The organism is Mycobacterium sp. D16Q16 (assembly GCF_002013745.1).
Lineage (GTDB): Bacteria > Actinomycetota > Actinomycetes > Mycobacteriales > Mycobacteriaceae > Mycobacterium.
The window spans coordinates 517,728-543,574 of record NZ_MAEY01000001.1; the positions used below are offsets into that span (position 1 = coordinate 517,728).

A 25,847-nucleotide genomic window follows, 5' to 3' on the forward strand; every position below is an offset into this window, starting at 1 on the left:
ATGCGACGCCTACTTGTAGGTGCGCCAGGTGTCCCACAGCTGTTGCCACGGCGCAATTCTGCCGTAGTAGCGATAGACGTGTTCCTCGTCCTCGTCGGGAGCGTGCAACAGCTCGATCCGCTGCACCCCCTGGAAACCTTGAGCAAGTGCGGGATCCGGATCGTCGACGCCGATGTACATCATGTCCGTCATGGATTCCGGCGGCGTCCCAAAGTAGTAGTACCCGCGGTGGAAGCTGTAGGCACGGGACACTCCCTCACGTCCGGCTTCGACGTCATAGGCGGCGGCCATGGGATAGATCTGCAGCACCAGAGCCGTACGGTCGCGTACGTCCGGCGGCATCGAATCGTAAGTGTCGCGGGCCACCTGGCGCAGGCCCTCCGTGGAGCGATCGCCGCCGGCAAGCATGGTGGGCCCCATCTCGCCCGCCCAGGAAAACCAGCGTGCCGCAGTGGTTTCGGACACGATGGGCAGCCTGACGACCGCCATGATCACCGATGCGGCCGTCACCACCCCCACGAACCCGTAAACCACGCCCCGCACCGCAGGCCGGGAAGGGCGCCACCGGGAAAGTCCCACCGCACCCGCAGCGATCAGCAAGGCGTACAGCCCCATGGCGTAATAGGCACGTCCGTGAGAGGCGAACATGAACGCTCCCACCAGGAGGGCGGCCACGCCCAGGTATCGGTAGGGCCGCAACGACGGCGCTGCCAGTAGCGCCACAACCCCGGCCAGCAGCAGCACCAGTCCGATGACCGCGGCGCCGACGAGCATGCCCCCCAACAGGGCCGCCCCGCGTTCGGACTCCGCCGCCACGATCCCAGCCATCCGCAGGTACGGCCACCCGTGGGTGGCCTGCCAGATGAGGGTCGGGAGGGTGGCCACGACGGTGAAACCCGCCCCGATCCACAATTGCCGGCGGCGCAGCAGCGCACGCGGCCCGAGGACCGCCGCACCCAGCAGCACCGCAATCCACAGCGCCGGGATCAGGAATTTGGTCTGCATGCTGATGGCGGTGACGATTCCCGCCCACAGCAACAGCCGATCGTCAGGCTGCCGTTCCCGGAGGCCGCGGGTCCAGCGCACCAGCAGCCAGCACACCACCGACCAGAGCGCCGGATCGATGGCCGGCGTCTGCAGCCAATGGGCCAGGATCTGGAACATCGCGGTGGCGTAGGCGATCGCCGACAGAGACTGCGTCAGGCCGCCCCCACCGAGCTCCGCCGCGATCAAGCCGCACATCAACGTCCCGATCGCCACCGCCGCGGTCGCGGTGAGGCGCAGCACCCACAACGACCCGGGCGCGATGTTGTCGGCCATGCCCGCGATGAACGGCACCAGTGGGGGTTGGTCGAAATATCCCCAGGACAGGTGGTCGCGTCCGGCGACAACGAAATAGGCCTCGTCGAAGAAGTACCCGTATCCCCTGCTGGCCCACCCGAACACGAGGGCCGTCAGCGCCGTAATCGCTGTCAGGTCGGCACGCGCGACCCGCACGGGCGGTATGCCGGGGATGTCGTTGCCGTCGTCGTACCGGGAAGTGACCGCCGCCATAGCGGATTCACCATAGCCCCCATGCCATAGACTTCCGCGGTGCCGAGCGCCAGTAAGTACAGCGATCCATTGACCCGCAACGATATTGGACTTTTTATTCTGCGTGTCGCGGTGGGAGTGACGCTGTGCTGGAATGGGCTGAACATCGTGTTCGCCTCCGGCCAGCTCGTGCAACTCGGCTCGTTACCGATCGACGTGCATCCCGATCTGCCGACCCGTGTGCTCGCAGGTATCTACAGCATCGGCGGCGCCATGCTGGTCGCCGGACTCCTCACTCCCTTCGGCGCCTGCGCGGTGCTCGGTTCGATGCTCTATGCCGCGGTCCAGACCTATTCGGTGCGAAACGACCTCTTTCCATCTAGCCCAGCTCTGCAGTTCCCCCTTATTCTCGGCGCGGCCGCACTGGCGGTTCTGCTGCTTGGCCCGGGACGCATTTCTGTGGACGGGCGATTTGGCCGCGACGAGTGGCCAGCAGCTGTCTCATCGGTGCTGGTCATAGCGGGAATCGGGGGCGCGATTGCGGCCTGGGTGCTCGTCAAGGGCACAAATCCATTTTCTTAAGAGTTCAGCAAGGCCGGTCATGGTCTATGACCTGGGCCGATGCGTCTAGCGAAAATTGCCAGACTTTTCCGATTCGTGACTCAATGATTTCTTAATAGTGACCCCTACTGTTCAGTACATGACGAACGAGGAATTCGGTGCCACGGTCATCGAGATCGACTTCGAAGCCATCTACAGCGGCGAGATGCTGGTTGAGGGCGACAACTCGGAGCAGACCGATGAGTGGTTCCCGCTAGCCGTATAACGGCAGGTAGGCGAACCCCAAAGGGGGGACGCATCGGCGAGGCGCGTAGCGCATCGCATGCCGGGCCCAGTCCCGGATGATTCTCACTCATCCATCCAGTTGTAGGCGAGGGCAGTCAGATGACTGCCCTCGCTTTTTTATGAGCCAGTCGTTAAGGACTGCGTCCCGAGCTATTCGAGCTCTTCGGCGAGCTCCATCCACTGCACCTCGGCCGCGTCCTTCTCGGCGACGACGGCATTGAGCTCGGCGGTCAAGGTCACCACCCGGTCCGGGTCGGTAGCGTGCTCGGCAAGCCGCGCGTGCAGCGCGGCCTCCCGCTCCCCCAGCTTGGCAACGGACCGTTCGAGTCGTCCGAGCTCCTTCTGCGCGTTCCGCAGTGCCGCGCCATCGCGACCGCGATCGGATACGGGTTTCGCCGGAGCGGCAGCCGGTTGGGCGTGCCGACGCAGATACTCCTCGATGCCTCCGGGCAGGTTGGTCAGCTTGCCGTCACCAAGTAGCGCCCACGTCGAATCGCAGACCCGCTCGATGAGATACCGGTCGTGGCTGACCACAACCAAGGTGCCCGCCCAGCCGTCCAGCAGATCCTCCACCTGCTGCAGGGTTTCGATGTCCAGGTCGTTGGTGGGCTCGTCGAGAAGAAGCACGTTCGGCTCGGCCATCAGCACACGAGTCAGCTGCAGGCGCCGACGCTCACCACCGGAGAGGTCGGCGACCGGTGTGCGTTGACGCGCCGGGCTGAACCCGAGCATCTCGGCTACCTGGGAGGCCGACATTTCCTTGTCGCCCAGCACAATCCGGAGAGCGACCTCCTCGATCGCATCGAGCACCCGGATGTCCCCCGGCAAGTCGTCGAGTTCCTGGCGCAGCCAGCCGATGCTGACCGTCTTGCCTTCCTTGCGATGCCCGGCCGCCAGGGGCACGGCGCCTGCCAGCACGCGCAGCAGAGTCGTCTTCCCGGATCCGTTGACCCCCACCAGGCCGATGCGCTCGCCCGGGGCCAGGCGCCAGGTCAGATCACTCACCAGCTCCTCACCGGTGGGTGTGGTCACCGTCGCATCCTCAAGCTCGATGACGATTCGCCCCAGACGTCGACGCGCGAATGCGCTGAGCGCCACAGAGTCTCGCGGTGGCGGGACATCGGCGATCAAGGCTTCGGCCGCCTCGATCCGGTAACGGGGTTTGGAGGTGCGCGCGGGTGGGCCGCGCCGCAACCAGGCCAGCTCCTTGCGCGCGAGGTTGCGGCGACGTGCCTCCGCGGCGTCCGCCTGCCGGCCCCGTTCGGCACGCGCGAACGTCCAGTCCGCGTATCCGCCTTCGTACGATTCGACGCCGCCGTCGACGACCTCCCAGGTGCGGGTGGCGACGGTATCCAGGAACCACCGATCGTGTGTCACCACCACCAGCGCGGTGCGCCGCGCCAGGAGGTGCTCGGCGAGCCACTGCACGCCCTCGACGTCCAGGTGGTTCGTCGGCTCGTCAAGAATTAATAGGTCAAGATCGCGAACGAGTGCGGCGGCGAGCCCCACCCGACGCCGCTGGCCACCGGACAGCTGGTCTACGCGCCTGTCGAGCCCAAGGGCCGCAACTCCAAGCCCGTCGAGAATCGAACGGATCCGGGCATCCCCGGCCCATTCGTGTTCGGCGACGCCCAGGGGCGCGATCACCACATCGAACACAGTGGCGCCGACAAGGTCTTCGCGCTGGGTGACGACGGCCTGGCGCAGGTCCCCGGTCCGGCTCACTCTGCCCTGATCCGCCGGCTCGACGCCCGCGAGCACCTCCAGCAGCGTGGTCTTGCCTCCGCCGTTGAGGCCCACCACCCCGATGCGATCTCCCGCTTGCACCCCGAGGCTCACATTCGAGAGCAACGGCTTGACGCCGTATGACTTCGAGACGCTCTCGAGGTTGACGAGGTTGATGGCTTTGGCAGGGGAGGTCATGGCCTCCACAAACTACTCAGGCACTGGCAGCCGGCGCCACTTCGCTGCCGCGGTCGAGGAGCCCCGACCGCCGCAATGCGAACAACGCCGCGGCACACACCAGCCCAATACCGGTAAGCGATACCCACAGCAAGGCAGGCGTATCGTGCTGCTGGCTGTAGCCGAATATCGATCCGGTCAGCAGATTCCCCGCCAGAATGCCGACACCGACGATCGTGTTGTACAGCCCGTAGTGAGTGGCAACTAGCCGGTGACGCGCCAACCTGACCACGGTGTCCATCTCGAACGGGAAGGTCGCGATAGTGCCCACGGCCAGCAGGGCCGCCGCCAGCAGCAGCGCAGCGATCGCCGGGACTGATCCGGCCGCTGCCCCCGTGGGGAGCAGTATCAGCGGCACAAAAGCTGCCGCGATGACCAGCATCCCGAGCACCAGGCTGCGACTGGGGCCGAACCGCGCGGACAACCACCCGGTGAGCCGCACTTGCCCGGCGATAGCCACCAGTCCGGAGACCACGAAGATGCCTGTCACCAAAACCGTTTCGGATTTCTTGTCGCTGGTCAGCAGCGCCGCCTGGAACGGCAACGCCAGGTACACCTGGAATGTCAGCACGTACGAGCCGATCATGGCGCCGGAGAACAACAGGAAGGCCTTGTTGGACACCACCGAGCGCCAGTCGGCGAGTACGGGCTGTCTGTCCGCATCCTGCTCGACGCGGTTCGGCGGCAGCGCCATCAATTGGATCACCGTCAGCACCGCGAAAACCGCTGCGGCGACGGCGCACGTGATCCGAAAATCCCACGCCGTCAATGCCAGACCGACGATCGGCCCGAAGAGGATTCCCGCCTGGTAGAAGACGTTGAAGACCGCGAACGCCTCCACCCGGCGCTCCCCCGAATCCGCCGCCAGGTAGGCGCGCACCGCAGGATTGAAGAGGGCACCCGCGAAACCCGTTGCCGCCGAGGCGATCAATATCGCCGGTAGAGAGCCGACGAAGGCCAGCATCAGGAATCCGGCAGTGCGCAACAGACATCCGGCCACAATCAGTGGCTTGTATCCGAATCTGTCGGCCAGGGTGCCGCCGACCAGAAACATGCCTTGTTGGGAGAAGTTCCGGACGCCCAGCACCAGCCCGACCATCCACGCCGCCAAACCCAATGGCCCGGCAAGGTATCCGGCGAGGTACGGCATCAGCATGTAGAAGCCCACGTTGATGGCGAATTGGTTCACCATCAGGATCTGGCTGGGGCGATCGAAAGACCGGAACTGCCGGAAGGTCTCGATCACGCGGGGCGTCCTATCGGGTCGATCACATGGGTCAGCCTGGTCCATCGGTCTACCACCCGATCCGACGGATCGTCGATCACATCGGGATCCTGCGCCGGTGGGCGATCCAACAGGTCGTGGTCACGGCAGTAATCGTCATCGTAAATGGTGCCGTGGTAGCGCATCGGGCCGTCGGGGAAGATGGCGGCGACGCGCGATTCGGGCGCCGACGTTCGCGCTACCCACCCCGCGACCAATGCCACCGCCCCGACGCTCCATCCACCGCTGGCATGGTAGGTGGAGGCCAGGGTGCGGGCCGCCCACACGGCCTCATTCGGTGCGACCCAATGAGCTTCGTCGAATGCGGGGTAATCGACATTGCCCGGGTAGATGCTCGATCCGAGGCCGCGCATCAGCCGCGAGCTGGCTGGCTGCCCGAATATCGTGGAGCCGATAGTGTCGACACCGACCAGTCGTAGGTTTGGATTATGTTCCCGCAGTACACGTCCCACACCTGAGGAGTGCCCACCGGTTCCCACCGAGCAGACCAGGGTGTCCACGGTTCCGAGCTGATCGATCAACTCTTCAGCGAGCCCGCGATAGGCGTCCACGTTGTCGGGGTTCTGGTATTGATCGGGGCACCACGAATCCGTTTCGGCGGCAAGTATTTCGGCGACACGATCCTTACGTGCCTGCTGCCAGCCCCCTATCGGATGCGGCTCGGTCACGGTGACCACCCGCGCACCATAGGCCGTCAGCATGCTGCTCACGATGGGCTCCAGACCCGGATCGGTGACGAGGGTGACCGGGTGTCGGTAAATGATTCCGGCTAGGGCCAGTCCCAGGCCCAGTGTTCCGCTGGTTGATTCGACGATCATGGCACCGGGCTTGAGTTCTCCGCGCGCCCTGGCCTGTTCGATCATGTGCAGCGCGGGCCGGTCTTTCATGCCGTTGGGGTTATGTCCTTCGAGCTTGGCCCAGAAGCCGGTGCCCGGCGTCGCGAACGGCTCCGATACCCACAGCACCGGGGTGTTGCCCACCAGCGTGTTGGGGTCGTGGAACTTCGGTCCTAAGTGTGTGCAGCTACGACGAGATGACAGAGCAATGCTGTTGTTCATGGAGAATCCCTGCGTGGGGGCCGCACGGCGCGGCCGGGAAGCTGATGACGGCGTGTGGGCATGGCGGAACTCCGCTTTGCCCGAGGTGCCGATCAGCGCCGAATGACGCAGAGCTTGGTGAGAATGTCGCGGCCCGTTCGGGCCCCGTGATAGCCAACGGCAAGTGGCGGACCGCGCGAGAGTTGGGCGGCCACGGGCTGGAACACCAGCATGGCGAGAGCAAACGCAGCCAGCACGAAGAGAATCCGCAGTGGATTGAGACCCCTGGCCAGTGCAACCAGCCCGTCCGCGGTCTGACATGCCATCTCATGGACCGCGTTGTCGAGGTGTGCATGGGTAGCCGACGGCCCGTGCCCCTGGAGTGCGGCATGCGTTGCCTGATGGTGCGGCGCCTCACCGCCACCGTGACCGGCGGAAACACAGTGCAAGACCGGCAGGCTCGCGACCAGGGCGACCAGGACTGCGACCAGCCACAGCCGCCCACGGCGACTCGTGCGGCGCACTCCGGTCAGCATGACGCGAGGTTAGCACGATTTTACATACCCTCATGGGGTATGTGACCTGATCGCTACCTACCTGTGCTCAGCAGTCCACGTTGACATGCATGACCCGATAGTCCAGTACCTGAACGAGCGGACTCGTGGGATCGGCCGAACGTACGCGCTGCCAGCGATACTCCGACCGCCCCTCACGCACGGAGGTCGCGACACATTCGGCCAGTGGCGCACTGCCGCGACGATTGATGACGACCCTGTCACCGCTGGCCTTCAGGGAGGTGATGACGAGGTCGGCATTCCCAAGGTCTTTGGGACCCCCGTCGGCACACGGAGCACCAACAGCGAGGAGAGCACCAGCAGCGGCCGCGGCCATACAGAGGCCGCCGAGGCGGTGGAAGATGAGGCGTCCGTACATAACGATTCCCAACGTCTGCGCCACATCGGTGTGGCGAGTCTTCACTGACAGTCCCGACCACTCCCCATCGCCGAAGACGCACGTCGGCGCGGTGGCGTGCGCGTGACAGCCACCCGCACAAGGCGCAGCGACAAGAACAGGGGCACGATCAGCGCCGCCGCCCAGAGCATCTCGGAATGCACCGCCGGATCGGATCTTTCCGGCGATCACGTCAAAGATCTGGCTAGAGAAGTTCACGACCGCCCGCCCCATGCGCTGCCCCACGTCCTCGACTGAGCCGGGCACAGCAGCAGCGGAATGATGTGAGACGACCGGGAGCGCGGCGTCGGCCATCACCGTGCAGTGCAAAACTGGGAGGGCAGCGATCACGCCCGCGGCGAGCAGTGCAATCCATCGCCGTCTCGACTGGCGACGACTCAGCACGTCAATGCCCGCGCAAGAACGGCCGACACGACGCAGCTTCGCCGCACCGGTTGCAGTTCGCCATCGGACGGCAACACATCGTGACCGTAGCACGCAATTGCCTTTATATACCCCTACGGGGTATATATGACGTCATGACAACGAGCAATTCACCACTGCTTGACCGCCGCGGACTCCTCCGTCTGGGTATGACAGTTGCCGCGGCAGGATTTCTCGCGTCCTGCACCAAGAACTCGCCCGCGGCCGCTATAGCGCAACGTATTAACCCTGATTCGGCCCGAGTCGGCGCAGTGGAAGCTGCCCGGCGGAGCCAGGGGGCTCCGGTCAGACAATTCGCCCTGAATGCCGGACCCGCCCAGATTGACCTTGCCGGAACCCGAGTATCAACATGGACATACGGAGGACGGGTACCCGGTCAGGAGATCCGCGTCCGCAAGGGCGAAATCCTCCGCATGCAAACTGTCAACAACCTCCCGGCGCCCACCACCGTGCACTGGCACGGGCTCGCCCTGCGCAACGACATGGACGGTGTGCCCGGCCTCACCCAGCCGGAGATCCCGCCGACGGGGGTGTTCGACTACGAGTTCGCAGTGCCCCACGCGGGGACGTACTGGTTCCACCCCCATGTCGGTACGCAAATCGATCGCGGACTGTATGCACCGCTGATCATCGAAGACCCCGACGAGCGCACCGAATACGACGAGGAGTTGGTGGTGGCGCTCGATGACTGGATCGACGGCACCGGTACCGATCCCGATCAAGTGCTCGAAGGATTGCGCGCCAAGGGCATGCCCCCGATGGATCACTCCATGAGCGGCATGGGAATGGACCCGACCGCGCCGCTGGGTATGGACGCCGGCGATGTGAAGTACCCCCACTATCTGATCAATGGACGGGTGGCTGCCGATCCGCAGACCGTCACCTATCGCGCCGGACAGCGGGTGCGGCTGCGCATCGTCAACGCCGGCGGCGATACGGCGTTCCGGGTCAGCATTCCCGGCGTGCCGATGACGGTCACACACACCGACGGCTTCCCGGTGCAGCCCTACCAGGCCGACACCGTCCTGGTCACCATGGGCGAGCGGGTCGATGCCGTCGTCACCATGCCGGGTTCGTCAGTGCCGCTAGTGGCCGTGCCCGAGGGGAAAAATGGCTTCGCACAATTGATTCTGCGTTCGGGCGATACTCCGGTGCGCGGGCGCGCCGAAGATGCCGCGATGCTGATGAAGTCGCAGGTGCCGCTGGACACCGCGACGCTGACCGCCACCCCCGAGGTCCAGCTCGGGCGTCGCGACCCGGACGTCACCCACGATGTGCGCTTGGCCGGCCCGGTCGGTAAGTACACGTGGACCATCAACGGCAAGACCTACGACCCGCGCGATGGGCTGCCAGTGCGCGAGGGGCAACGGGTCCGTCTGCGTTTCATCAACGACTCAATGATGTTCCATCCCATGCATCTACATGGACACACCTTCTCCGTCCGAGATAGAAAGGGGGCCTTCCGCGCTCGGAAGGACACGGTTCTCGTGGCCCCCATGAAGACCGTCGAGGTGGACTTCGACGCCGACAATCCCGGGCAGTGGCTTACCCACTGCCACAACATCTATCACGGCGAAGCCGGAATGATGACGGTCGTGTCCTACGTACAGGGCTAACGTGCGGCAGATTCCCCGACACACCACGAAGTGCCCGGCTATCAGCGACAACTCCGGTTGATCGGTCAACAATGAGCTAGTGACGAATCGCTGGATGGGGCTGACGATTGACTGCGCGGACCCTGCACGGCTCTCGTCGTTCTGGGGCGCGCTGCTCGAGCTCACACCCTCCACCGAGCATGGTGATGATCCGGATTGGGCGACACTAGGCACACGCACCGGCAGTCAACCGCGACTTACCTTTCAGCGTGTGCCCGAAGCGAAAACCTCGAAGTTGCGCCTTCATCTCGATGTTGAGGTCGATGACATCGAGATCGCGAGGGCTCAAGTGGAGCGACTCGGCGGATCGTGGTCGGGCGAGCGTCATGACTACGCCGAGGGCGTGGTGCTCGTCATGCTTGATCCGGAAGGAAATGAGTTCTGCCTCGTCCAGTTCTACGACTGACGGCAGGTCATACTCCGAACTTGGCGCGCGCCGCGTCGCTGACCGGGGTGAACAGATTGACGAGATTCCCGTCGGGGTCCCGGAACAGCAAGGCGCGATTCCCCCACGGCATTGTTGTCGGCTCGGTGACCACCTCGGTGAGCTGCTCACGAAGCCTGACATATTCGGCGTCCACGTCATCCACGATGAACTCCAGAATGACTGTGCGGTTGGCCGCCGGCTCAGCAGATCCTTGCACGAACAGCGGAACGGTTTTCTCGCTGCCGATCGCCAGCGTGCCGACCGGAGTCGGAATCTCCGCGAAGAGTTCGTTCCCCCAGACCGCCTCTGCTTCGGTGACCATCTCGTAGAACGTGACTAACCGATCGACATCGGCTGTGATGATCCGCGTCGAAACGAATCTCATGGGCAGACCTTCCTGGGGATGCCGCCGACGCTCGGCGGATTGCGCGCTGAGCCAGATGCTAGGTGCGCACCCCGACAAGTCCGGGACACTGGAAGCATCTGATCGAAGAAAGGTCGCCATGAACGACATGGATCTGCGAAGCGCGCTCGAAGCCCACTGGGCAGCCTCTGACGCGAACGACTTCGATACAGAACATCGTCTCTACCGACGTGATGCGGTTCTCGAGTACCCACAGTCCGGTGAGCGAATCCGGGGCCGCGCCAACATTCAAGCCTCGCGCGAAGCGCAACCGGACAAGAAACGGTTCACGGTGCGACGAATCACTGGTGGCGGCGATCTATGGGTCAGTGAGCTCGTCACGACCTACGACGCGAAACCCTTCCATGTGGTGAGCATCATGGAGTTCGACGACGGCGAGGTCGTGCGCGAAACGCAGTACTTCGGCGAGCCCTTCGAAACGGGGCCATCCCGCGCTCAGTGGGTTGAACCCATCGGGTGATCAGACGTTGAAGCGGAACTCCACCACGTCGCCGCTCATCGACGAGTCGACCTCATCTCGCGAAGCCAACTGTGAGGCCAGCATTGCCCATTGGCGTGATAGGACCAGACATGGTCCAAGTCATCACGGATCTCCACCGTCACCGTATATCGCCACATACGGACTGCCGTCGGATCCGGTTCGAACCGCACGGATATCCCAGCGGCCACTACCCAATCGCTCGGGATGCGTCGAGCCTGCAATTGCCGGACTAACTGTCCGCCGTACTTACGGACCAACGGATCACCATCGAAATCGGCGCACAAATCTAGGTTGATACCGGGTGTCCCAGGCGTGCGGCAAAGCACGCCAATCCCCCACCAGCCAGCGATATCGTTGTTCCGGCTGCTGAAACTGGTCGCGATCCCTCGGCAAACGTCCCGAAGTTCACGGCGTCGCGGCATCGCCCCACACCTCCCGCTGAAATGTCGACCTGGGATCTACCGCCGACGGAGCGTGTTCAGTGATCAGACATTAAAGCCGAAACCGACCACGTCGAACTTTATCGAACGAGTTTCCACCAGGTAGGCCGCCACCAGTAGAGGACGGTCATGTCGTCAGGCCAATCTGGCCTCGGCTCGGCTTCCCAAGCCTCGAAACGGTCACGCTCCTCGTCTATTGGCCGCCACCCGGCCTCGATCTCTTCGTCATCCCGCGGCAGGCGCACGTGCCGGATCAATCGGGATTCGCACGAACCAAACTCGCGATAGTTCGCTTGCCCCTCGACCAGCGACACCGTGTTCGCGCCGCCGCTGATGGCTGGCCAACGAAGCTGAACGGCATCGTCTTCCCAGAAACAGATCGGACAGATCTCGTAGTTGCCCGGCGGTCCCGAAGCCGTCAGGTGGCCGCAGCACACGCAGGGATACACCGATGGATGCCTACTACTTTGCCCTTGCTCCTAGACGTTGAAGCGGAACTCCACTACGTCGCCATCGACCATGACGTACTCCTTGCCTTCCATGCGGACCTTCCCCGCAGCCTTCGCCGCGGCCATCGAGCCGGCCTCGACGAGATCCTCGTAAGACACCACCTCGGCCTTGATGAAGCCCTTCTCGAAGTCGGTGTGGATGACACCGGCAGCCTTCGGCGCGGTGTCGCCCTGGTGAATCGTCCACGCCCGCGCCTCTTTCGGCCCGGCGGTCAGGTACGTCTGCAGCTTGAGCGTGTGGAAACCCGCATGCGCCAACGCATCCAGGCCCCGTTCGCTCTGCCCGATCGACTCCAAGAGCTCAGCGGCGGACTCCTCGTCCAGCTCCTGCAGCTCGGACTCGATCTTCGCATCCAGGAACACCGCATCGGCCGGGGCCACCAGCTGCCGCAACTGGGCAACACGGGCCTCATCACCGAGCACCGACTCGTCGGCGTTGAACACGTACAGGAATGGCTTGGTGGTCATCAGGTTCAGCTCGCGCACCACCGACCAGTCCTGTCCCGTGGAGAACAGCGTCTTGCCACTGTCGAGCACCTCTTGCGCGGCCTTGGCGGCATCGGCAAGCGGCTGACGTTCCTTCTTGGTCTTGGCTTCCTTCTCCAGCCGCGGCACCGCCTTCTCCAGCGTCTGCATGTCGGCGAGAATCAGCTCGGTCTCGATCACCTCGATATCGGCGGCCGGATCCACCCGACCATCGACGTGGACGACATCGTCATCGGCGAACACCCGCACCACCTGACAGATGGCATCGCATTCGCGGATGTTGGCCAGGAACTTGTTCCCCAGCCCCGCCCCTTCAGAGGCACCCTTGACGATTCCGGCGATGTCCACGAACGTGACGGTCGCGGGCAGCGTCCGCGCCGAGCCGAATACCTCCGCCAGCTTGTCCAGGCGCGGGTCCGGCAGCGGCACCACGCCCTCGTTCGGTTCGATGGTCGCAAACGGGTAGTTGGCCGCCAGCACGTTGTTGCGCGTTAGCGCGTTGAACAGCGTCGACTTTCCGACGTTCGGCAGACCAACGATTCCCAAGTTCAGGCTCACGAGATGGTGAGTCTACGGACCCCGGCAGATAAGAATGCTCAGGTGACCTTTTCCACCAAGCGGATCTACGAGACTCCCGACCCGTCGGACGGTTATCGCGTGCTGGTCGACCGGCTGTGGCCGCGCGGCGTGAGCAAGGCCGCCGCGCAGGTCGACCTCTGGTTCAAGGACATCGCACCGAGCCCCGACCTGCGGGTCCGCTGGCATCACGCCCCCGCCGAGGATTGGGGCACCTACGCCGACGAGTACCGCGCCGAGCTGGCCGCCAACCCGGCGGTGGAGACCGCGCATGAGCTTGAACGCGAACACGGCACCGTCACGCTGCTCTACGCCGCAAAGGATCCAGAGCACAATCACGGGATCGTGCTGCTGGAATTCCTTAGTGGTTAGTCAGTGGCCGATCTCAGCAGGCGATGTCGACGTGCATGACCCGGTGATTCGACAGGATGGAGCCACCCCAGCTGGCTCCCGGCGCATTGATCGACGCCCCGGGCGCCAATAGCCGACCAGGACGGACGGCGGTCGCCTTGCAGTCGGCCATGGGACCGCTACCTACGCGGTTGACCACCACGATGTTGCCGCGTGACTCCAGGTCGGCGATCACGTCGGCGGCGCTCTCCCCATCGGGGCCAGCGTGCGCCGTCGGCGCGGTGAGAAGTGTCGCTGCGACAGCCAGCGCGGATACCGCAAAACGAGAAATCATGGATGCTCCTGTGTAGAACCGCGATATCGCGGCATGACTGATATGAGGTCGGGTTAGCCGACCCCGTCAGCACCGATTCACACAGCCTTTGAGTAGCAGCACCCGGCCACCTCGAGCGATAATTCGTTGCGACCCAGGCGATCCACGTGTCGCCGTGAACAGCAAGAAGACCACCACGAACGCCAGCACCACGAGCATCGCCCCCGCGGGGATACCCCGGCACATCTTGGCGATCTGTACGACCTGCGCGAAGGCATCGACCTGGGGCTCGTGCGCCGGCGAGGCATTCGCCCCATCTTCATCGAGAGCGTGCACCGTGGCCCCCGATCCTGGCTGACCTACGACGCTTCCAGGGTTGACCCCCACGAAGCACAGCACTGCGGCGACAAGGACCAGCACGGTAACCCTTAGGGGGTAATCGTATGGCCGCATGCCCGCACACTAGCTCACGATTTGCCCCTGTGCCGAGATCTATACACCCGGTGGTTACGAAAAATTAACTTAACGCCCGCTGTCGGGCTCACTGCTCCCGCGGAATGAGGGCCCACAACACCAGGTAGGCCAGGACCTGTGGCCCTGGGAGCAGGATCGACGCGACCGTGAGCACCCGGACGATGGTCACGTCCCATCCGAAGCGCTGGGCGATTGCCGCGCACACCCCGCCGATCATCTTCCCGGCCTGGGGACGTCGCAGTGCAGTAGTCATGTCATCACGGTAGGCCACCGAAACACCGTGGCGCATCGGGGAAGTCCCTGATCTTTTCCTGGTCTTCGCGACTCAGCATTTCAGGTCCACGTAATAGGTTCCGTGATCCAGCGTCTTCTGAACCGACTTGCGGTGAGCGCCGACAGGATGCTCCTCTCGGTACACGGAAGTGCCCTGCCGCACTCCGGTCACCACGCAATCCTCCAATGGCCAAGTACCCGTTCGGTTCAGCATGACGTAATTTCCTTGTTCTTCAAGGGAACTGATCACAGTCTCGGGGTCGCCATAGTCCTGCGGACGCGCATGCGCAACGGCCGACAGTGCCACCGCCGCAATCGGGAACACCACGATGGCACCCAAAGCCTTTGTAAACCACACTGTTTTGGTCATACCCCAACGCTATGAATCAAGATCACGAGCCACATCAGGGATCGCCCCGATCTATCCCTGAACTTGAGCAGACACTCGATGTACGACAGGGCGCCACAGCGGGCACCTAAGGTAACGCGCATGGCCACTGATGCGGCGCAAGATCTGACTCCCCCACCCGGCGTCGAGCTGCTGCGCACCGACCCCGACCTCCCGCCCGTCGGCGTCGTCGACAACCGGGCGCCCTCGCCCACATCGCGTGTGGTGCTGGTACTGGTGGCACTGCTGGGAGCCTTCGCCTGGACGATGATCGCGCTGTTGCGTGGGGAGCACGTCAACGCGGTGTGGTTCGTGGTCGCCGCGATCTGCACGTACCTGATCGCCTACCGGTTCTACGCCAAGCTGATTGAACGCAAACTGGTCAGACCGCGCGATGACCGCGCCACCCCCGCGGAGGCACTCGACAACGGTAAGGACTTCGTCCCCACCGACCGGCGGGTGCTGTTCGGTCACCACTTCGCCGCCATCGCCGGGGCCGGCCCCTTGGTGGGTCCGGTGCTGGCCGCCCAGATGGGGTATCTGCCCGGAATCATCTGGATCGTGGTCGGCGTCGTTCTGGCCGGGGCTGTTCAGGACTACCTGGTGCTGGTGATCTCGACCCGGCGCGGCGGTCGCAGTCTGGGCCAGATGGCCCGCGACGAGATGGGAACCGTCGGCGGAGTGGCGGCGATGGTGGCGATTTTCGTCATCATGATCATCCTGATCGCGGTGCTGGGCCTGGTCGTGGTCAACGCCCTCGGCGAAAGCCCGTGGGGTGTGTTCTCGATCGCGATGACGATTCCCATCGCACTGTTCATGGGTGTGTACCTGCGCTATCTGCGACCCGGCAAGGTCACCGAGGTCACCGTCATCGGCGTGGCGCTCCTGCTCGCCGCCATCATCTCGGGCCGCTGGGTCGCCGAATCGGGCTGGGGCGAAACACTGTTCAGCCTCGACAAGACCACCATCGCCTGGTTGATGATGTTCTACGGATTCGCCGCCTCGGTGCTGCCGGTGTGGCTGCTCCTCGCTCCCCGCGACTACCTGTCAACCTTCATGAAGGTCGGGACCATCGCGATGCTGGCCGTCGGCATCCTGATCGCCCGGCCGGTGGCGCAACTACCGGCGGTCAGCCAGTTCGCCTTCAACAGTTCGGGACCGGCCTTCGCCGGATCGCTGTTCCCCTTCCTGTTCATCACCATCGCCTGCGGGGCGCTGTCGGGCTTTCACTCGCTGATCGCCTCCGGTACCACTCCCAAGCTGCTGCAGAAGGAGAGCCAGGCCCGCTTCATCGGATACGGCGGCATGCTCACGGAGTCCTTCGTCGCCGTCATGGCATTGGTCACCGCGGCGATCCTCAATCAGCACTTGTACTTTGCGATCAATGCCCCTACCGCGGCAACCGGCGGTACCGCGGAGACTGCGGCGGCCTACGTCAACGCGCTGCCGATCGGCGGGCCGGACATCACCGGCGCGCAGCTGACCCAAACCGCCAAGGACATCGGCGAGACATCGATCGTCTCGCGCACGGGCGGTGCCCCCACCCTGGCCATCGGAATCTCACACGTCATGTCGGATGTATTCGGCGGCAGCGGTTTCAAGGCGTTCTGGTACCACTTCGCGATCATGTTCGAGGCACTGTTCATCCTCACCACCGTCGACGCCGGTACCCGGGTCGCCCGGTTCATGTTGTCCGACTCCCTGGGGAACCTGGGTGGGCCGCTGCGCCGCTTCAAGGACGCCTCCTGGCGTGCCGGGGCGTGGATCTGCTCGGCGATCGTCGTCGGTGGCTGGGGTTCGATCCTGCTGATGGGTGTCACGGACCCTCTGGGCGGTATCAACACCCTGTTCCCGCTGTTCGGCATCGCCAACCAGCTGCTGGCCGCGATCGCGCTGACGGTGGTGCTCACGGTCACCGTCAAACAGCGGCTCTACGCATGGGCGTGGATTCCGGGCATCCCGCTGGCCTGGGACCTGATCGTCACCATGACCGCGTCCTGGCAGAAGATCTTCTCCTCGGACCCGGCCGTGGGGTACTTCACACAGCACCGGCTCTACGCGGCGGCCCGCGACGCGGGTTTGACGACGTTCAAGACCGCCAAGACGCCCGAAGCCATCGACGCCGTGATTCGCAACACGTTGATCCAGGGGACGTTGTCGGTTGTCTTCGCTTCGTTGGTGCTGGTAGTCGTTTCGGCCGGCGCCTGGACATGTCTACGCGCGCTTCGGTCCGGAGGTCTGCCCACGACCGAAGATCCGGCAGTGCCTTCCAGACTCTTCGCACCCAGCGGCGTCCTGCCCACCGATGTGGAAAAGGAAGTCGAAAAACAATGGGCAGCGCGTGAACTGGCCGCGACCCGGACATGAAGGTGATCAAGGGGCTGGTGTGGTGGTTCACCTCACTCATGGGTGACCACGACTACCAGCGGTACGTCGAGCACCTGCAGCGCCGCCATCCAGGCCATCCGGTGCCCACCGAAGCCGAATTCTGGCGCGCGCGATACGCCGACGCCGACGCGAATCCCGCTGCGCGATGCTGCTGACACAAGCGCGCTGACGGGCACCGTTACCGAACATCCGGCTCGGCACCGGTACCTTTCAACATGTGACAGGTCAACGCGCCCGCTCATCGGTGGAAGCCGATCACCGGTCGGCGCACCCCGATATTCCGGGTGTGCCATGGTGGGGCGCCATCCTGATCGCGGTCGCTGGTACCGCTCTTGGTTTTGCGATTGACGCGATGACCAATGGCGAGAAGCTGACCGGCGCGTTTGCCGGATGCTACGCGGCGGGATGTGTCGTGGCGGTTTTCGCGGTGCGGTACTCATCGATTTTCACCGCCGTCGTGCAGCCCCCGCTCATCCTGTTCGCGAGCATTCCCCTGGCCTACATGGTCATGTCGCAGGCGCCACTATCCGGCGGAAAGTCGACGGCGATCACCATCGGGTACCCGCTGATCGAACGTTTTCCACTGATGATCAGCACGGCGCTGGGCGTGCTGATCATCGGGGTGGTGCGCTGGTACTGGGGGATTTTCACCGGCAGGCCCGCCAACGAAAAGGCGGCCAAGCCCGCCAGGACGAAGACCACCAAGGCGAGATCTTCCGCGCGGACGCGGGTGCAGGCGCTGGTGGATGCCGACGCCGACGCAACCGGTAGGGCCGCGGGAAGTACCGCGCGGACCCGCCGCCCCCGCACTGACGAGGCCGCCACACGCACACGCCACGGACGGCATGAATCTGGAGTCCGTCGCCGTCCCCCACTCGATTCCGAGCCCGTCTCACGGCGGACGTCGGCGGTGGGCACACCGTGGGAGGACGAGCGCCCGATGCGGACCGAACGTCGTCCCGCGCGTCGGGCCCGCGACGAATATGACGAGTACGGATACGAACCGCGGCCCCGCTACCGGGAGCCTCTGGCGGAACCCACACGCGAACCGCACCGCCCGGCGGTCAGGTACCGAGACGAACGCCCGGCAGCGCCACGGCGTCGTCAGGACCGATACGACGACGCCTGGGACTACGACCGCTAGCTAGCGACGTGCCGCCCGCAGCTCTCGCGGCAGCGAGAACACCAGCGTTTCATTGGCCGTGGTGACCGGCTGCACCTCGCCGTAGCCGTACTCCGCGAGCCGATCCAGAACGCCGCGCACCAGTACTTCCGGTACTGAAGCACCCGAGGTGACCCCGACCGTCGTCACATCCTGAAGCCAGGCCGGGTCGATGTCTTCGGCGTAATCAACCAGGTACGAGGCGTGCGAACCCGCGCCGAGGGCAACCTCCACCAGGCGCACCGAGTTCGACGAGTTGCGCGAACCGACAACGATCACGAGCTCACATTCGGGAGCCATCGCCTTCACCGCGACCTGGCGGTTCTGGGTGGCGTAGCAGATATCGTCGCTCGGCGGGTCCTGCAGCGTCGGGAATCGCTCGCGCAGGCGCTGGACCGTCTCCATGGTCTCGTCCACGCTCAGCGTCGTCTGGGACAGCCAAATGACCTTGTTCTCGTCACGCACGGTGACCTTGTCCACCGAGCCGGGACCGTCGACCAACTGCACGTGATCGGGAGCCTCACCGGCGGTGCCGACGACCTCCTCATGCCCCTCGTGACCGATGAGCAGAATGTCGTAGTCGTCGCGCGCGAAACGCTTGGCCTCCTGATGCACCTTGGTGACCAGCGGGCAGGTGGCGTCGATGGTCTTCAGGTTGCGCGCCGCGGCGTCCACGTGGACGGTCGGAGCCACCCCGTGAGCGGAGAACACCACGATGGCTCCCTCGGGGACCTGGTCGGTCTCGTCGACGAAGATCGCCCCGGCCTTGGCCAGCGTGTCCACCACGTAGCGGTTGTGCACGATCTCGTGACGGACGTAGACGGGGGCGCCGTGTTTCTCCAGCGCACGCTCCACGGTCTCGACCGCACGATCGACACCCGCGCAGTAACCGCGCGGCTCAGCCAGCAGCACTCGCTTGCTCGTCGCCGGGCCGACGACGGCGCTCACCATCCCCGGAGTGCCCATATCGACTGCAGCCATGCTCACCAGCTTACGGCCCAGCCTTTCGCTGCACGACCGATGTAAGGCAAGCTTGGACCCATGATTCGTCCTCCGTTCGGCGTCCGGTTGCTTCTTGGGGTCGCCGCTACCGTTCTCGAAGAGACCCGCAAGCTGCCGCAGGCGGTACTGACCTATCCCATGACGGCCGCCAGCCAGACCGTGCAGAACTTCATGCGGTTCCAGCAGACGGTCACGGAATTGGCCATCAAGGGCGACGAGACCTGGGAAAACATCTTCCCGCCCACCGACGAGCAGCCGGAGTGGGCAACGTTCGACGAGGATCTGGACGAGCTCGACGCACCCGAACCCGACGAGACGCAGGCCAACGCCGTCTACGAGGACGCTGCCGAGCGGATGACGCAGGGGCGGTTTGCGCTGTACTCCTCGGAGCCCACGGCGCCGACGGCTGCCGAACCCGCGGCGGCGCCGCCGGCCGAGACCGAGCCGGAGGTCACTGAGGCCGCACCGCGCAAGACGCCCGTGAAGAAGGCCGCCGCGAAGAAGGCCCCAGCCAAAAAGGCGGCACCGGCGGCGCCCGCCGAACCCGCGGATCCGAACGCCCCCGACGTCGTCGTCGAGCTGGGCTACCACGACCTGACGCTGGCTCAGCTGCGGGCGCGGTTGCAGTCGTTGTCGGTGAGCGAGCTCGAAGAGCTGCTGACCTACGAAGACGCGCACAAGGCACGGGCGCCGTATCAGACCCTGCTCGCGAACAGGATCACCCGCGCCGCAGCCCGTGGCTGATCCGGGTACCAGCCCCGAAAACCCCTGGCCGGTCCGGGCTGTCGCCACCCGGGTAGCCAAGTGGATCGACCGCCTGGGCCAGGTGTGGGTGGAAGGTCAGCTGACGCAGATCGACGTCCGGCCCGGCAGCAAGACCGTGTTCATGGTGCTGCGCGACCCGGCCGCCGACATGTCGCTGACCGTGACATGCCCACCCGACATGGTGCGCAACGCGCCGGTAAGGCTGACCGAAGGCACCCAAGTGGTGGTGTGCGGTAAGCCCACTTTCTACACGGTTCGTGGATCTTTCTCGTTGCGGCTCAGCGAGATTCGTGCTGTAGGCATCGGTGAGCTGCTGGCCCGGATCGAGCGGCTGCGTCAGCTGCTGGCCGCCGAGGGATTGTTCGATGCCCGGTTGAAGCGCCCGGTTCCGTTTCTGCCTGCCCGCATCGGACTAATCACGGGCCGCGCGAGCGCCGCCGAGCACGATGTGACCTCCGTGGCCTTGGCACGTTGGCCCGCAGTGCAATTCGAGGTCCGCAACACCCCGGTACAGGGCCCCCACGCGGTGGCCGAAATCGTGGCGGCGCTGCAAGCCCTGGACGCCGACCCCTCGGTGGATGTGATCGTGCTGGCCCGCGGCGGTGGCAGCGTGGAGGATCTGCTGCCGTTCTCCGATGAGACGCTGTGCCGCGCGATTTCGGCTTGCCGCACCCCAGTGGTGAGCGCCGTGGGGCATGAGCCAGACAACCCGTTGTCCGATCTGGTGGCAGACCTGCGCGCGGCAACACCCACCGATGCGGCCAAAAAGCTGGTGCCCGATGCGGCCGCCGAGCAGGCGCTGATCCTGGACCTGCGGCGACGTTCGGCCCAAGCGTTACGCAACTGGGTACAGCGCGAGCAGCGCGGATTGGACCAGGTGCGCAGCCGGCCGGTGCTGGCCGACCCGCTCCGCATGGTGACGGCGCGCCACGACGAAATCAGCATTGCCCGAACAGCATTGCGCCGCGACATGAAGCGGCTGGTGGAATCCGAAACCCAACGGGTAGGCCACCTGTCTGCACAGCTGGCCACGCTGGGACCGGCCGCCACTCTGGCCCGCGGGTATTCGGTGGTGCAACGCGTACGCGACGATGGCACCGTGGAGGTTCTGCGCACGGTGGCCGACGCGCCCGCCGGGGCATCGCTGCGTGTGCGCGTTTCCGATGGTGCCGTGACCGCGACCGTGACAGGAGAACCGTCATGACCAACCCCGCCGAGCTCGGCTACGAGCAGGCGCGCGCCGAGCTGATCGACGTCGTGCAGCAGCTCGAACAGGGCGGGCTGGATCTAGACACGTCGCTGGCCCTCTGGGAGCGCGGTGAGGCACTGGCCAAACGCTGCGAGGAGCACCTGGCAGGCGCCCGTAAGCGCATCGAAGACGCGTTGGATTCCTGACCTGCACCGGCCTCCGTTAGTGTCACGGCATGTCTGACACGACGGCACACGACGGACTGGACAGTCTCGACACTCCTTTCCTGGCTGTCGATTTGGCAGTGATGGACCGCAATATCGAACGGCTCGCCGGACGCCTCCGCGACACTGGGGTCCAGCTGCGGCCACATGCCAAAAGCCACAAATGCGTGGAAATCGCGCAGCGCCAGATCGACAGTGGAGCGATTGGCCTGACCGTCGCCACGATCGGCGAGGCCGAGGTCTTCGCCGAGGCGGGATTCACCGACCTGTTCATCGCCTACCCGCTGTGGCTCACCCCGCAGAAGGCACATCGGCTGCGCCAGGTCGCCACCCGCGCGCAGCTCCGGGTGGCGGTGGATTCCGTTGTGGGTGCCCGGCAGTTGGCCGAGCACCTGGGCGACCTGCCCATCACCGTTGTCGTAGAGATCGATTCCGGACATCACCGCACCGGGGTAGCCCCGGCCGAAGCCGGTGCGGTGGCGGCAGCGGCGCGCTCGGCCGGGCTGAACGTCGTGGGTGTCTTCACATTTCCGGGACACGGCTACACCCCGGGACAACGTGCGGAAGTCGCCGCGCAGGAATCACATGCACTGGACGCGGCCGCCGGCAGCCTGCGCGCAGAGGGAATCGAACCTTCGGTGCGCAGCGGCGGCTCCACCCCCACCGTCGACTCCGCCGATAACACAGTGCTGACCGAGGTGAGGCCCGGCGTCTACCCGTTCAACGACGCACAGCAGTTCGAGTTAGACGTCTGCACGCTCGGTGACATCGCGCTCAGCGCCGTCACCACCGTGGTGCACACCCGGGGCAGGACCGCGATCGTGGATGCGGGCAGCAAGATCCTGGGCGCCGACCGGCCGGGTTGGGCCACTGGTTTCGGACGCCTGATCGACGATCCTGATGCCCGCATCGTGGCACTGTCCGAGCACCACGCGACCATTGAGTTCCCCAGCGCCGCACCATCTCCCGGCACCCGCCTGCGGATTGCGCCGAATCATCTATGCAACGCGGTGAACCTGGTCGACTCGCTGGTCATTGATACGGCGGACGGCCCGCGGCACTGGGCAGTGGCCGCACGCGGCACCAACACCTAGCCGATCAGCGCGACAGCGGCTTGGCCGTCTGTACCGCACGCGCGACGGTCTGGAAGGCCTCGGTGTTACCGGCCCCGGTGACGGCGACGGTCACCTTGTTGTCCAGCCGGGTGACCCACAGCGGTTCGGTACCTTCACCGCCCTCGTACGCGATCCAACGCACACCGTCCACATCCTCGGGTCCGCGCGGCACGAGTGCACTGTCCAGCTTCGGCACGAGCTTCTCCTCGGCGGCGCCGCTTTGCACCACCGCCATGTACGCACCCGACGGACTCAGGTATCCCACCCTGGTCAGCGGAACTCCCTCGACACTGTCTCGCCCCCCGGAATTCGCCCGCCAGCCCTCGGGCAGCAACGGCTCCCGAACCGGGAACGAGAACTGCCGGGCATCGGCCTGCAGCGCGGCGTGCGCGTCATAGGAGGGCGGGTCACCGGCTGTCGGACCGTTGGGAGTGAAGGAGCACATTCCCAACAAGCCGGCCAGCACGATGCATGCGACCACCAGCGGAGCCATCGACCAGAACATGTCGCGGCCATCCTGGAACAGCCGCGGCTTGGCGGGCCGGGGTGCAGGCACGGCGATGCGATCGTCGGGTCCCGAATCTTGGTCCGGATCTGGTGCACCTCCCACGCCCCCATCCTTGCAGGCGCGCATGAAAGAATCACAACTCATGAGCCCGTCGCGCAGAGAAGCCCCGGACCGCAACCTGGCATTAGAGCTGGTCAGAGTCACCGAGGCGGGTGCCATGGCCGCGGGTCGATGGGTCGGCCGCGGTGAAAAGGAAAAGGGCGACGGCGCCGCCGTCGACGCCATGCGTGAGCTGGTCAACTCCGTTTCCATGCGCGGTGTGGTCGTCATCGGCGAGGGCGAGAAGGACAACGCCCCGATGCTCTACAACGGCGAAGACGTCGGCAATGGCGACGGACCGGACTGTGATTTCGCGGTAGATCCGGTGGACGGCACCACCCTGATGAGCAAGGGCATGCCGAACGCGATCTCGGTACTCGCGGTCTCCGAACGCGGCACCATGTTCGATCCGTCGGCCGTCTTCTACATGGAGAAGATCGCCGTCGGCCCCGACGCCGCGGATGTCATCGACATCACCGCGCCGGTTTCGGAAAACATCAAGCGCGTCGCCAAGGTGCGCAACTGTTCGGTCTCCGACATCACCGTGTGCATCCTGGACCGGCCCCGCCACGGCGAGCTCATCCAGAACGTCCGCGAGACCGGCGCCCGCATCCGCCTGATTTCCGATGGCGACGTGGCCGGTGCCATCTCGACGGCCCGCCCGAACTCTGGCACCGACATGTTGCTCGGCATCGGCGGCACCCCCGAGGGCATCATCGCCGCCGCCGCCATGCGCTGCATGGGTGGCGCCATCCACGGCAAGCTCGCCCCGCGCGACGACGAGGAACGCCAGAAGGCCATCGATGCCGGCTACGACCTGGATCAGATCCTCACCACCGAAGACCTGGTCTCCGGCGAGAACGTCTTCTTCTGCGCGACCGGCGTCACCGACGGCGATCTGCTGCAGGGCGTCCGATACTTCGGCGGCGGCTGCACCACACAGTCCATCGTGATGCGTTCCAAGTCCGGCACCGTCCGGATGATCGAGGCCTACCACCGCCTCACCAAGCTCCGCGAATACTCCGCGGTCGACTTCACCGGCGACGACGACGCCACCCATCCTCTCCCCTGATCACTCCCTCATCGACGACGGAAGGTATCCATGTCCGAGCAGCAGTACCGCATCGAGCACGACACCATGGGCGAGGTTCGCGTGCCCGTGGAAGCACTGTGGCGCGCGCAGACACAGCGCGCCGTCGAAAACTTCCCCATCTCGGGGCGTGGCCTGGAGCGCACACAGATCCGTGCGCTCGGCCTGCTGAAGGGCGCCTGCGCCCAGGTCAACAAGGACCTGGGCCTGCTCGCGCCGGAGAAGGCCGACGCGATTATCGCTGCGGCACAGGAAATCGCCGACGGCAAGCATGACGACCAGTTCCCCATCGACGTATTCCAGACCGGTTCGGGCACCAGCTCGAACATGAACGCCAACGAGGTGATCGCCTCGATCGCCGCCAACAATGGCGTCACGGTGCACCCGAACGACGATGTGAACATGTCGCAGTCCTCCAACGACACCTTCCCGACGGCCACCCACCTGGCCGCGACCGAAGCCGCTGCACGCGACTTGGTTCCGGCGCTGGAGTACCTGCAGCAGGCGCTGGCCACCAAGGCCAAGGCCTGGAAGACCGTGGTGAAGTCCGGCCGCACCCACCTCATGGATGCGGTGCCGGTGACCCTCGGCCAGGAGTTCGGCGGTTACGCCCGCCAGATCGAGGCCGGCGTCGAACGGGTCAAGGCCACCCTGCCCCGCCTGGGTGAGCTGCCCATCGGTGGCACCGCCGTCGGCACGGGCCTGAACGCCCCCGACGGCTTCGGTTCGAAAGTTGTTGAGGTACTGAAGAAGTCGACTGGCCTCTCGGAGCTGAAGACGGCCACGGATTCGTTCGAGGCGCAGGCCGCGCGTGACGGACTGGTCGAGGCTTCCGGCGCACTGAAGACCATCGCGGCCTCGCTGACCAAGATCGCCAACGACATTCGCTGGATGGGTTCGGGCCCGCTGACCGGTCTCGGCGAGATCCAGCTGCCCGATCTGCAGCCCGGCAGCTCGATCATGCCCGGCAAGGTGAACCCGGTGCTGCCCGAGGCGGTCACCCAGGTGGCCGCACAGGTGATCGGTAACGACGCCGCCATCACCGTGGGCGGCCTGTCCGGCGCCTTCGAGCTCAACGTGTACATCCCGGTGATGGCCCGCAACCTGCTGGAGTCGTTCACGCTGCTGGCCAACGTGTCTCGCCTCTTCGTCGACAAGTGCGTCGACGGCCTGATCGCCAACGAGGATCACCTGCGGACGCTGGCGGAGTCCTCACCGTCGATCGTCACCCCGCTGAACTCGGCCATCGGCTACGAGGAAGCGGCGGCCGTGGCCAAGGAAGCACTCAAGCAGCGCAAGACGATTCGCCAGACCGTCATCGACCGTGGCCTGATCGGCGACAAGCTGAGCATCGAGGAGCTGGACAAGCGCCTGGACGTGCTCGCCATGGCAAAGGTGAAAGATTAATTAAGGCCCGGTTCGTCCGACTGACCCTCGTCATCGCCGGTAT

Annotated in this window: 30 protein-coding genes; 15 read left to right on the forward strand and 15 right to left on the reverse strand. The window is 65.1% G+C overall.

The genetic code is table 11. The features are described 5' to 3' along the window. Positions 1-9 precede the first annotated feature (9 nt). The gene (locus B4394_RS02465; RefSeq protein WP_078314011.1) at positions 10-1,554 is read right to left on the reverse strand and encodes an ArnT family glycosyltransferase; all 1,545 of its coding nucleotides are present in this window, start codon (positions 1,552-1,554) and stop codon (positions 10-12) included. 39 nt (positions 1,555-1,593) lie between these two features. On the opposite strand from B4394_RS02465, the gene B4394_RS02470 reads away from it, so the two are divergent. Both B4394_RS02470 and B4394_RS25590 read left to right on the forward strand, forming a co-directional pair. Next, on the forward strand, positions 1,594-2,115 hold the full coding sequence (locus tag B4394_RS02470) for a DoxX family protein (RefSeq protein WP_078309736.1): 522 nt from the start codon (positions 1,594-1,596) through the stop codon (positions 2,113-2,115). Positions 2,116-2,233: 118 nt separating this feature from the next. Continuing rightward, positions 2,234-2,359 carry a hypothetical protein gene (locus B4394_RS25590; protein WP_044104255.1) on the forward strand — a complete coding sequence of 42 codons (126 nt, stop codon included), beginning with the start codon at positions 2,234-2,236 and terminating at the stop codon, positions 2,357-2,359. A 170-nt stretch (positions 2,360-2,529) separates the two neighbouring features. On the opposite strand, the gene B4394_RS02475 is transcribed toward B4394_RS25590, so the two are convergent. The 5 genes from B4394_RS02475 to B4394_RS02495 all read right to left on the reverse strand — a co-directional run bounded on the left by B4394_RS02475 (position 2,530) and on the right by B4394_RS02495 (position 7,929). Further along, positions 2,530-4,311, reverse strand: a complete 1,782-nt coding sequence (locus B4394_RS02475; RefSeq protein WP_078314013.1) for an ABC-F family ATP-binding cassette domain-containing protein — start codon at positions 4,309-4,311, stop codon at positions 2,530-2,532. Between the two features lie 7 nt (positions 4,312-4,318). After that, entirely contained in the window at positions 4,319-5,632 is a 1,314-nt protein-coding gene (locus tag B4394_RS02480) for an MFS transporter (RefSeq protein WP_078314014.1), read from the reverse strand. Then, positions 5,584-6,609 (reverse strand): PLP-dependent cysteine synthase family protein, encoded by a 1,026-nt coding sequence (locus B4394_RS02485; protein ID WP_078314236.1) that lies wholly within the window; start codon positions 6,607-6,609, stop codon positions 5,584-5,586. The genes B4394_RS02480 and B4394_RS02485 overlap by 49 nt, the downstream gene beginning before the upstream one ends. A gap of 167 nt (positions 6,610-6,776) precedes the next feature. Beyond that, positions 6,777-7,199 (reverse strand): putative copper homeostasis (lipo)protein LpqS, encoded by a 423-nt coding sequence (gene lpqS, locus B4394_RS02490; protein ID WP_502688510.1) that lies wholly within the window; start codon positions 7,197-7,199, stop codon positions 6,777-6,779. A 67-nt stretch (positions 7,200-7,266) separates the two neighbouring features. Then, complete coding sequence (locus B4394_RS02495; RefSeq protein ID WP_078314016.1) at positions 7,267-7,929, reverse strand: hypothetical protein; 663 nt, start codon at positions 7,927-7,929, stop codon at positions 7,267-7,269. A 224-nt stretch (positions 7,930-8,153) separates the two neighbouring features. On the opposite strand from B4394_RS02495, the gene B4394_RS02500 reads away from it, so the two are divergent. Beyond that, a complete protein-coding gene (locus B4394_RS02500) occupies positions 8,154-9,674 on the forward strand; it encodes a multicopper oxidase family protein (RefSeq protein ID WP_078314018.1) in 1,521 nt (506 codons plus the stop codon). Positions 9,675-9,753: 79 nt separating this feature from the next. Beyond that, on the forward strand, positions 9,754-10,119 hold the full coding sequence (locus tag B4394_RS02505) for a VOC family protein (protein WP_078314019.1): 366 nt from the start codon (positions 9,754-9,756) through the stop codon (positions 10,117-10,119). Positions 10,120-10,126: 7 nt separating this feature from the next. Here the strand turns inward: B4394_RS02505 and B4394_RS02510 are convergent, their stop codons facing one another. After that, the gene (locus B4394_RS02510; protein WP_078314021.1) at positions 10,127-10,525 is read right to left on the reverse strand and encodes a VOC family protein; all 399 of its coding nucleotides are present in this window, start codon (positions 10,523-10,525) and stop codon (positions 10,127-10,129) included. 118 nt (positions 10,526-10,643) lie between these two features. Between B4394_RS02510 and B4394_RS02515 the strand changes: the two genes are divergently transcribed. Then, a complete protein-coding gene (locus B4394_RS02515; RefSeq protein WP_078314022.1) occupies positions 10,644-11,024 on the forward strand; it encodes a nuclear transport factor 2 family protein in 381 nt (126 codons plus the stop codon). A 541-nt stretch (positions 11,025-11,565) separates the two neighbouring features. Here B4394_RS02515 and B4394_RS02525 read toward each other — a convergent pair. Then, a complete protein-coding gene (locus B4394_RS02525; protein ID WP_078309757.1) occupies positions 11,566-11,934 on the reverse strand; it encodes a CPCC family cysteine-rich protein in 369 nt (122 codons plus the stop codon). Positions 11,935-11,964: 30 nt separating this feature from the next. After that, positions 11,965-13,038: a redox-regulated ATPase YchF gene (gene ychF / locus B4394_RS02530; protein WP_078314023.1), complete on the reverse strand. Its 1,074-nt coding sequence runs from the start codon at positions 13,036-13,038 to the stop codon at positions 11,965-11,967. Between the two features lie 3 nt (positions 13,039-13,041). Between ychF and B4394_RS02535 the strand changes: the two genes are divergently transcribed. Further along, a complete protein-coding gene (locus B4394_RS02535; RefSeq protein WP_078314024.1) occupies positions 13,042-13,428 on the forward strand; it encodes a DUF488 domain-containing protein in 387 nt (128 codons plus the stop codon). Between the two features lie 13 nt (positions 13,429-13,441). On the opposite strand, the gene B4394_RS02540 is transcribed toward B4394_RS02535, so the two are convergent. The 4 genes from B4394_RS02540 to B4394_RS02555 form a co-directional block, all read right to left on the reverse strand. Beyond that, on the reverse strand, positions 13,442-13,741 hold the full coding sequence (locus B4394_RS02540; protein ID WP_078309762.1) for a hypothetical protein: 300 nt from the start codon (positions 13,739-13,741) through the stop codon (positions 13,442-13,444). 66 nt (positions 13,742-13,807) lie between these two features. Beyond that, positions 13,808-14,140, reverse strand: coding sequence for a hypothetical protein (locus B4394_RS02545; protein WP_078314027.1), 333 nt, complete (start codon positions 14,138-14,140; stop codon positions 13,808-13,810). Positions 14,141-14,261: 121 nt separating this feature from the next. Next, positions 14,262-14,483 (reverse strand): PspC domain-containing protein, encoded by a 222-nt coding sequence (locus B4394_RS02550; RefSeq protein ID WP_078309769.1) that lies wholly within the window; start codon positions 14,481-14,483, stop codon positions 14,262-14,264. 36 nt (positions 14,484-14,519) lie between these two features. Beyond that, positions 14,520-14,837, reverse strand: a complete 318-nt coding sequence (locus B4394_RS02555; RefSeq protein WP_078309771.1) for a hypothetical protein — start codon at positions 14,835-14,837, stop codon at positions 14,520-14,522. 120 nt (positions 14,838-14,957) lie between these two features. Between B4394_RS02555 and B4394_RS02560 the strand changes: the two genes are divergently transcribed. The 3 genes from B4394_RS02560 (at position 14,958) to B4394_RS02570 (ending at position 18,387) form a co-directional block, all read left to right on the forward strand. Continuing rightward, a complete protein-coding gene (locus B4394_RS02560; RefSeq protein ID WP_078314028.1) occupies positions 14,958-17,222 on the forward strand; it encodes a carbon starvation CstA family protein in 2,265 nt (754 codons plus the stop codon). Next, a complete protein-coding gene (locus B4394_RS02565; protein WP_078314030.1) occupies positions 17,219-17,398 on the forward strand; it encodes a YbdD/YjiX family protein in 180 nt (59 codons plus the stop codon). Before B4394_RS02560 ends, B4394_RS02565 begins: the two co-directional genes overlap by 4 nt. Positions 17,399-17,460: 62 nt before the next feature. After that, positions 17,461-18,387, forward strand: a complete 927-nt coding sequence (locus B4394_RS02570) for a DUF6542 domain-containing protein (protein WP_217697760.1) — start codon at positions 17,461-17,463, stop codon at positions 18,385-18,387. Here the strand turns inward: B4394_RS02570 and B4394_RS02575 are convergent, their stop codons facing one another. Next, a complete protein-coding gene (locus B4394_RS02575) occupies positions 18,388-19,386 on the reverse strand; it encodes a 4-hydroxy-3-methylbut-2-enyl diphosphate reductase (RefSeq protein ID WP_078292878.1) in 999 nt (332 codons plus the stop codon). 60 nt (positions 19,387-19,446) lie between these two features. Between B4394_RS02575 and B4394_RS02580 the strand changes: the two genes are divergently transcribed. From B4394_RS02580 to B4394_RS02595, 4 genes are read left to right on the forward strand one after another with little or no spacing between them, the layout of a single operon-like run. Continuing rightward, entirely contained in the window at positions 19,447-20,151 is a 705-nt protein-coding gene (locus tag B4394_RS02580; RefSeq protein WP_078314033.1) for a lipid droplet-associated protein, read from the forward strand. Beyond that, entirely contained in the window at positions 20,144-21,376 is a 1,233-nt protein-coding gene (gene xseA, locus B4394_RS02585; RefSeq protein ID WP_078314035.1) for an exodeoxyribonuclease VII large subunit, read from the forward strand. Before B4394_RS02580 ends, xseA begins: the two co-directional genes overlap by 8 nt. Continuing rightward, complete coding sequence (locus B4394_RS02590; RefSeq protein WP_078292881.1) at positions 21,373-21,567, forward strand: exodeoxyribonuclease VII small subunit; 195 nt, start codon at positions 21,373-21,375, stop codon at positions 21,565-21,567. Before xseA ends, B4394_RS02590 begins: the two co-directional genes overlap by 4 nt. 29 nt (positions 21,568-21,596) lie before the next feature. After that, positions 21,597-22,679, forward strand: a complete 1,083-nt coding sequence (locus B4394_RS02595) for a D-TA family PLP-dependent enzyme (protein ID WP_078309783.1) — start codon at positions 21,597-21,599, stop codon at positions 22,677-22,679. 4 nt (positions 22,680-22,683) lie between these two features. Here B4394_RS02595 and B4394_RS02600 read toward each other — a convergent pair whose 3' ends face one another. After that, complete coding sequence (locus tag B4394_RS02600; protein ID WP_078309962.1) at positions 22,684-23,256, reverse strand: DUF4245 domain-containing protein; 573 nt, start codon at positions 23,254-23,256, stop codon at positions 22,684-22,686. A 94-nt stretch (positions 23,257-23,350) separates the two neighbouring features. Here B4394_RS02600 and glpX point away from each other — a divergent pair, with 94 nt between their 5' ends. Next, positions 23,351-24,379, forward strand: a complete 1,029-nt coding sequence (gene glpX / locus B4394_RS02605) for a class II fructose-bisphosphatase (RefSeq protein WP_078309785.1) — start codon at positions 23,351-23,353, stop codon at positions 24,377-24,379. A 30-nt stretch (positions 24,380-24,409) separates the two neighbouring features. Continuing rightward, positions 24,410-25,804, forward strand: coding sequence for a class II fumarate hydratase (locus tag B4394_RS02610; RefSeq protein WP_078314036.1), 1,395 nt, complete (start codon positions 24,410-24,412; stop codon positions 25,802-25,804). Positions 25,805-25,847: the final 43 nt, after the last annotated feature.

Coding starts and splice junctions, on each gene's coding strand:
- B4394_RS02515 (WP_078314022.1), top strand. CDS start 10,644: ATGAACGACATGGATCTGCGAAGCGCGCTCGAAGCCCACTGGGCAGCC.
- B4394_RS02580 (WP_078314033.1), top strand. CDS start 19,447: ATGATTCGTCCTCCGTTCGGCGTCCGGTTGCTTCTTGGGGTCGCCGCT.
- B4394_RS02465 (WP_078314011.1), bottom strand. CDS start 1,554: ATGGCGGCGGTCACTTCCCGGTACGACGACGGCAACGACATCCCCGGC.
- B4394_RS02590 (WP_078292881.1), top strand. CDS start 21,373: ATGACCAACCCCGCCGAGCTCGGCTACGAGCAGGCGCGCGCCGAGCTG.
- B4394_RS02565 (WP_078314030.1), top strand. CDS start 17,219: ATGAAGGTGATCAAGGGGCTGGTGTGGTGGTTCACCTCACTCATGGGT.
- B4394_RS02535 (WP_078314024.1), top strand. CDS start 13,042: ATGGTGAGTCTACGGACCCCGGCAGATAAGAATGCTCAGGTGACCTTT.
- B4394_RS02480 (WP_078314014.1), bottom strand. CDS start 5,632: ATGGACCAGGCTGACCCATGTGATCGACCCGATAGGACGCCCCGCGTG.
- glpX (WP_078309785.1), top strand. CDS start 23,351: ATGAGCCCGTCGCGCAGAGAAGCCCCGGACCGCAACCTGGCATTAGAG.
- B4394_RS02595 (WP_078309783.1), top strand. CDS start 21,597: ATGTCTGACACGACGGCACACGACGGACTGGACAGTCTCGACACTCCT.
- B4394_RS02550 (WP_078309769.1), bottom strand. CDS start 14,483: ATGCGCCACGGTGTTTCGGTGGCCTACCGTGATGACATGACTACTGCA.
- B4394_RS02500 (WP_078314018.1), top strand. CDS start 8,154: ATGACAACGAGCAATTCACCACTGCTTGACCGCCGCGGACTCCTCCGT.
- B4394_RS02540 (WP_078309762.1), bottom strand. CDS start 13,741: ATGATTTCTCGTTTTGCGGTATCCGCGCTGGCTGTCGCAGCGACACTT.
- B4394_RS02560 (WP_078314028.1), top strand. CDS start 14,958: ATGGCCACTGATGCGGCGCAAGATCTGACTCCCCCACCCGGCGTCGAG.
- B4394_RS02610 (WP_078314036.1), top strand. CDS start 24,410: ATGTCCGAGCAGCAGTACCGCATCGAGCACGACACCATGGGCGAGGTT.
- B4394_RS02575 (WP_078292878.1), bottom strand. CDS start 19,386: ATGGCTGCAGTCGATATGGGCACTCCGGGGATGGTGAGCGCCGTCGTC.
- B4394_RS02510 (WP_078314021.1), bottom strand. CDS start 10,525: ATGAGATTCGTTTCGACGCGGATCATCACAGCCGATGTCGATCGGTTA.
- B4394_RS02555 (WP_078309771.1), bottom strand. CDS start 14,837: ATGACCAAAACAGTGTGGTTTACAAAGGCTTTGGGTGCCATCGTGGTG.
- lpqS (WP_502688510.1), bottom strand. CDS start 7,199: ATGCTGACCGGAGTGCGCCGCACGAGTCGCCGTGGGCGGCTGTGGCTG.
- B4394_RS25590 (WP_044104255.1), top strand. CDS start 2,234: ATGACGAACGAGGAATTCGGTGCCACGGTCATCGAGATCGACTTCGAA.
- B4394_RS02495 (WP_078314016.1), bottom strand. CDS start 7,929: ATGGCCGACGCCGCGCTCCCGGTCGTCTCACATCATTCCGCTGCTGCT.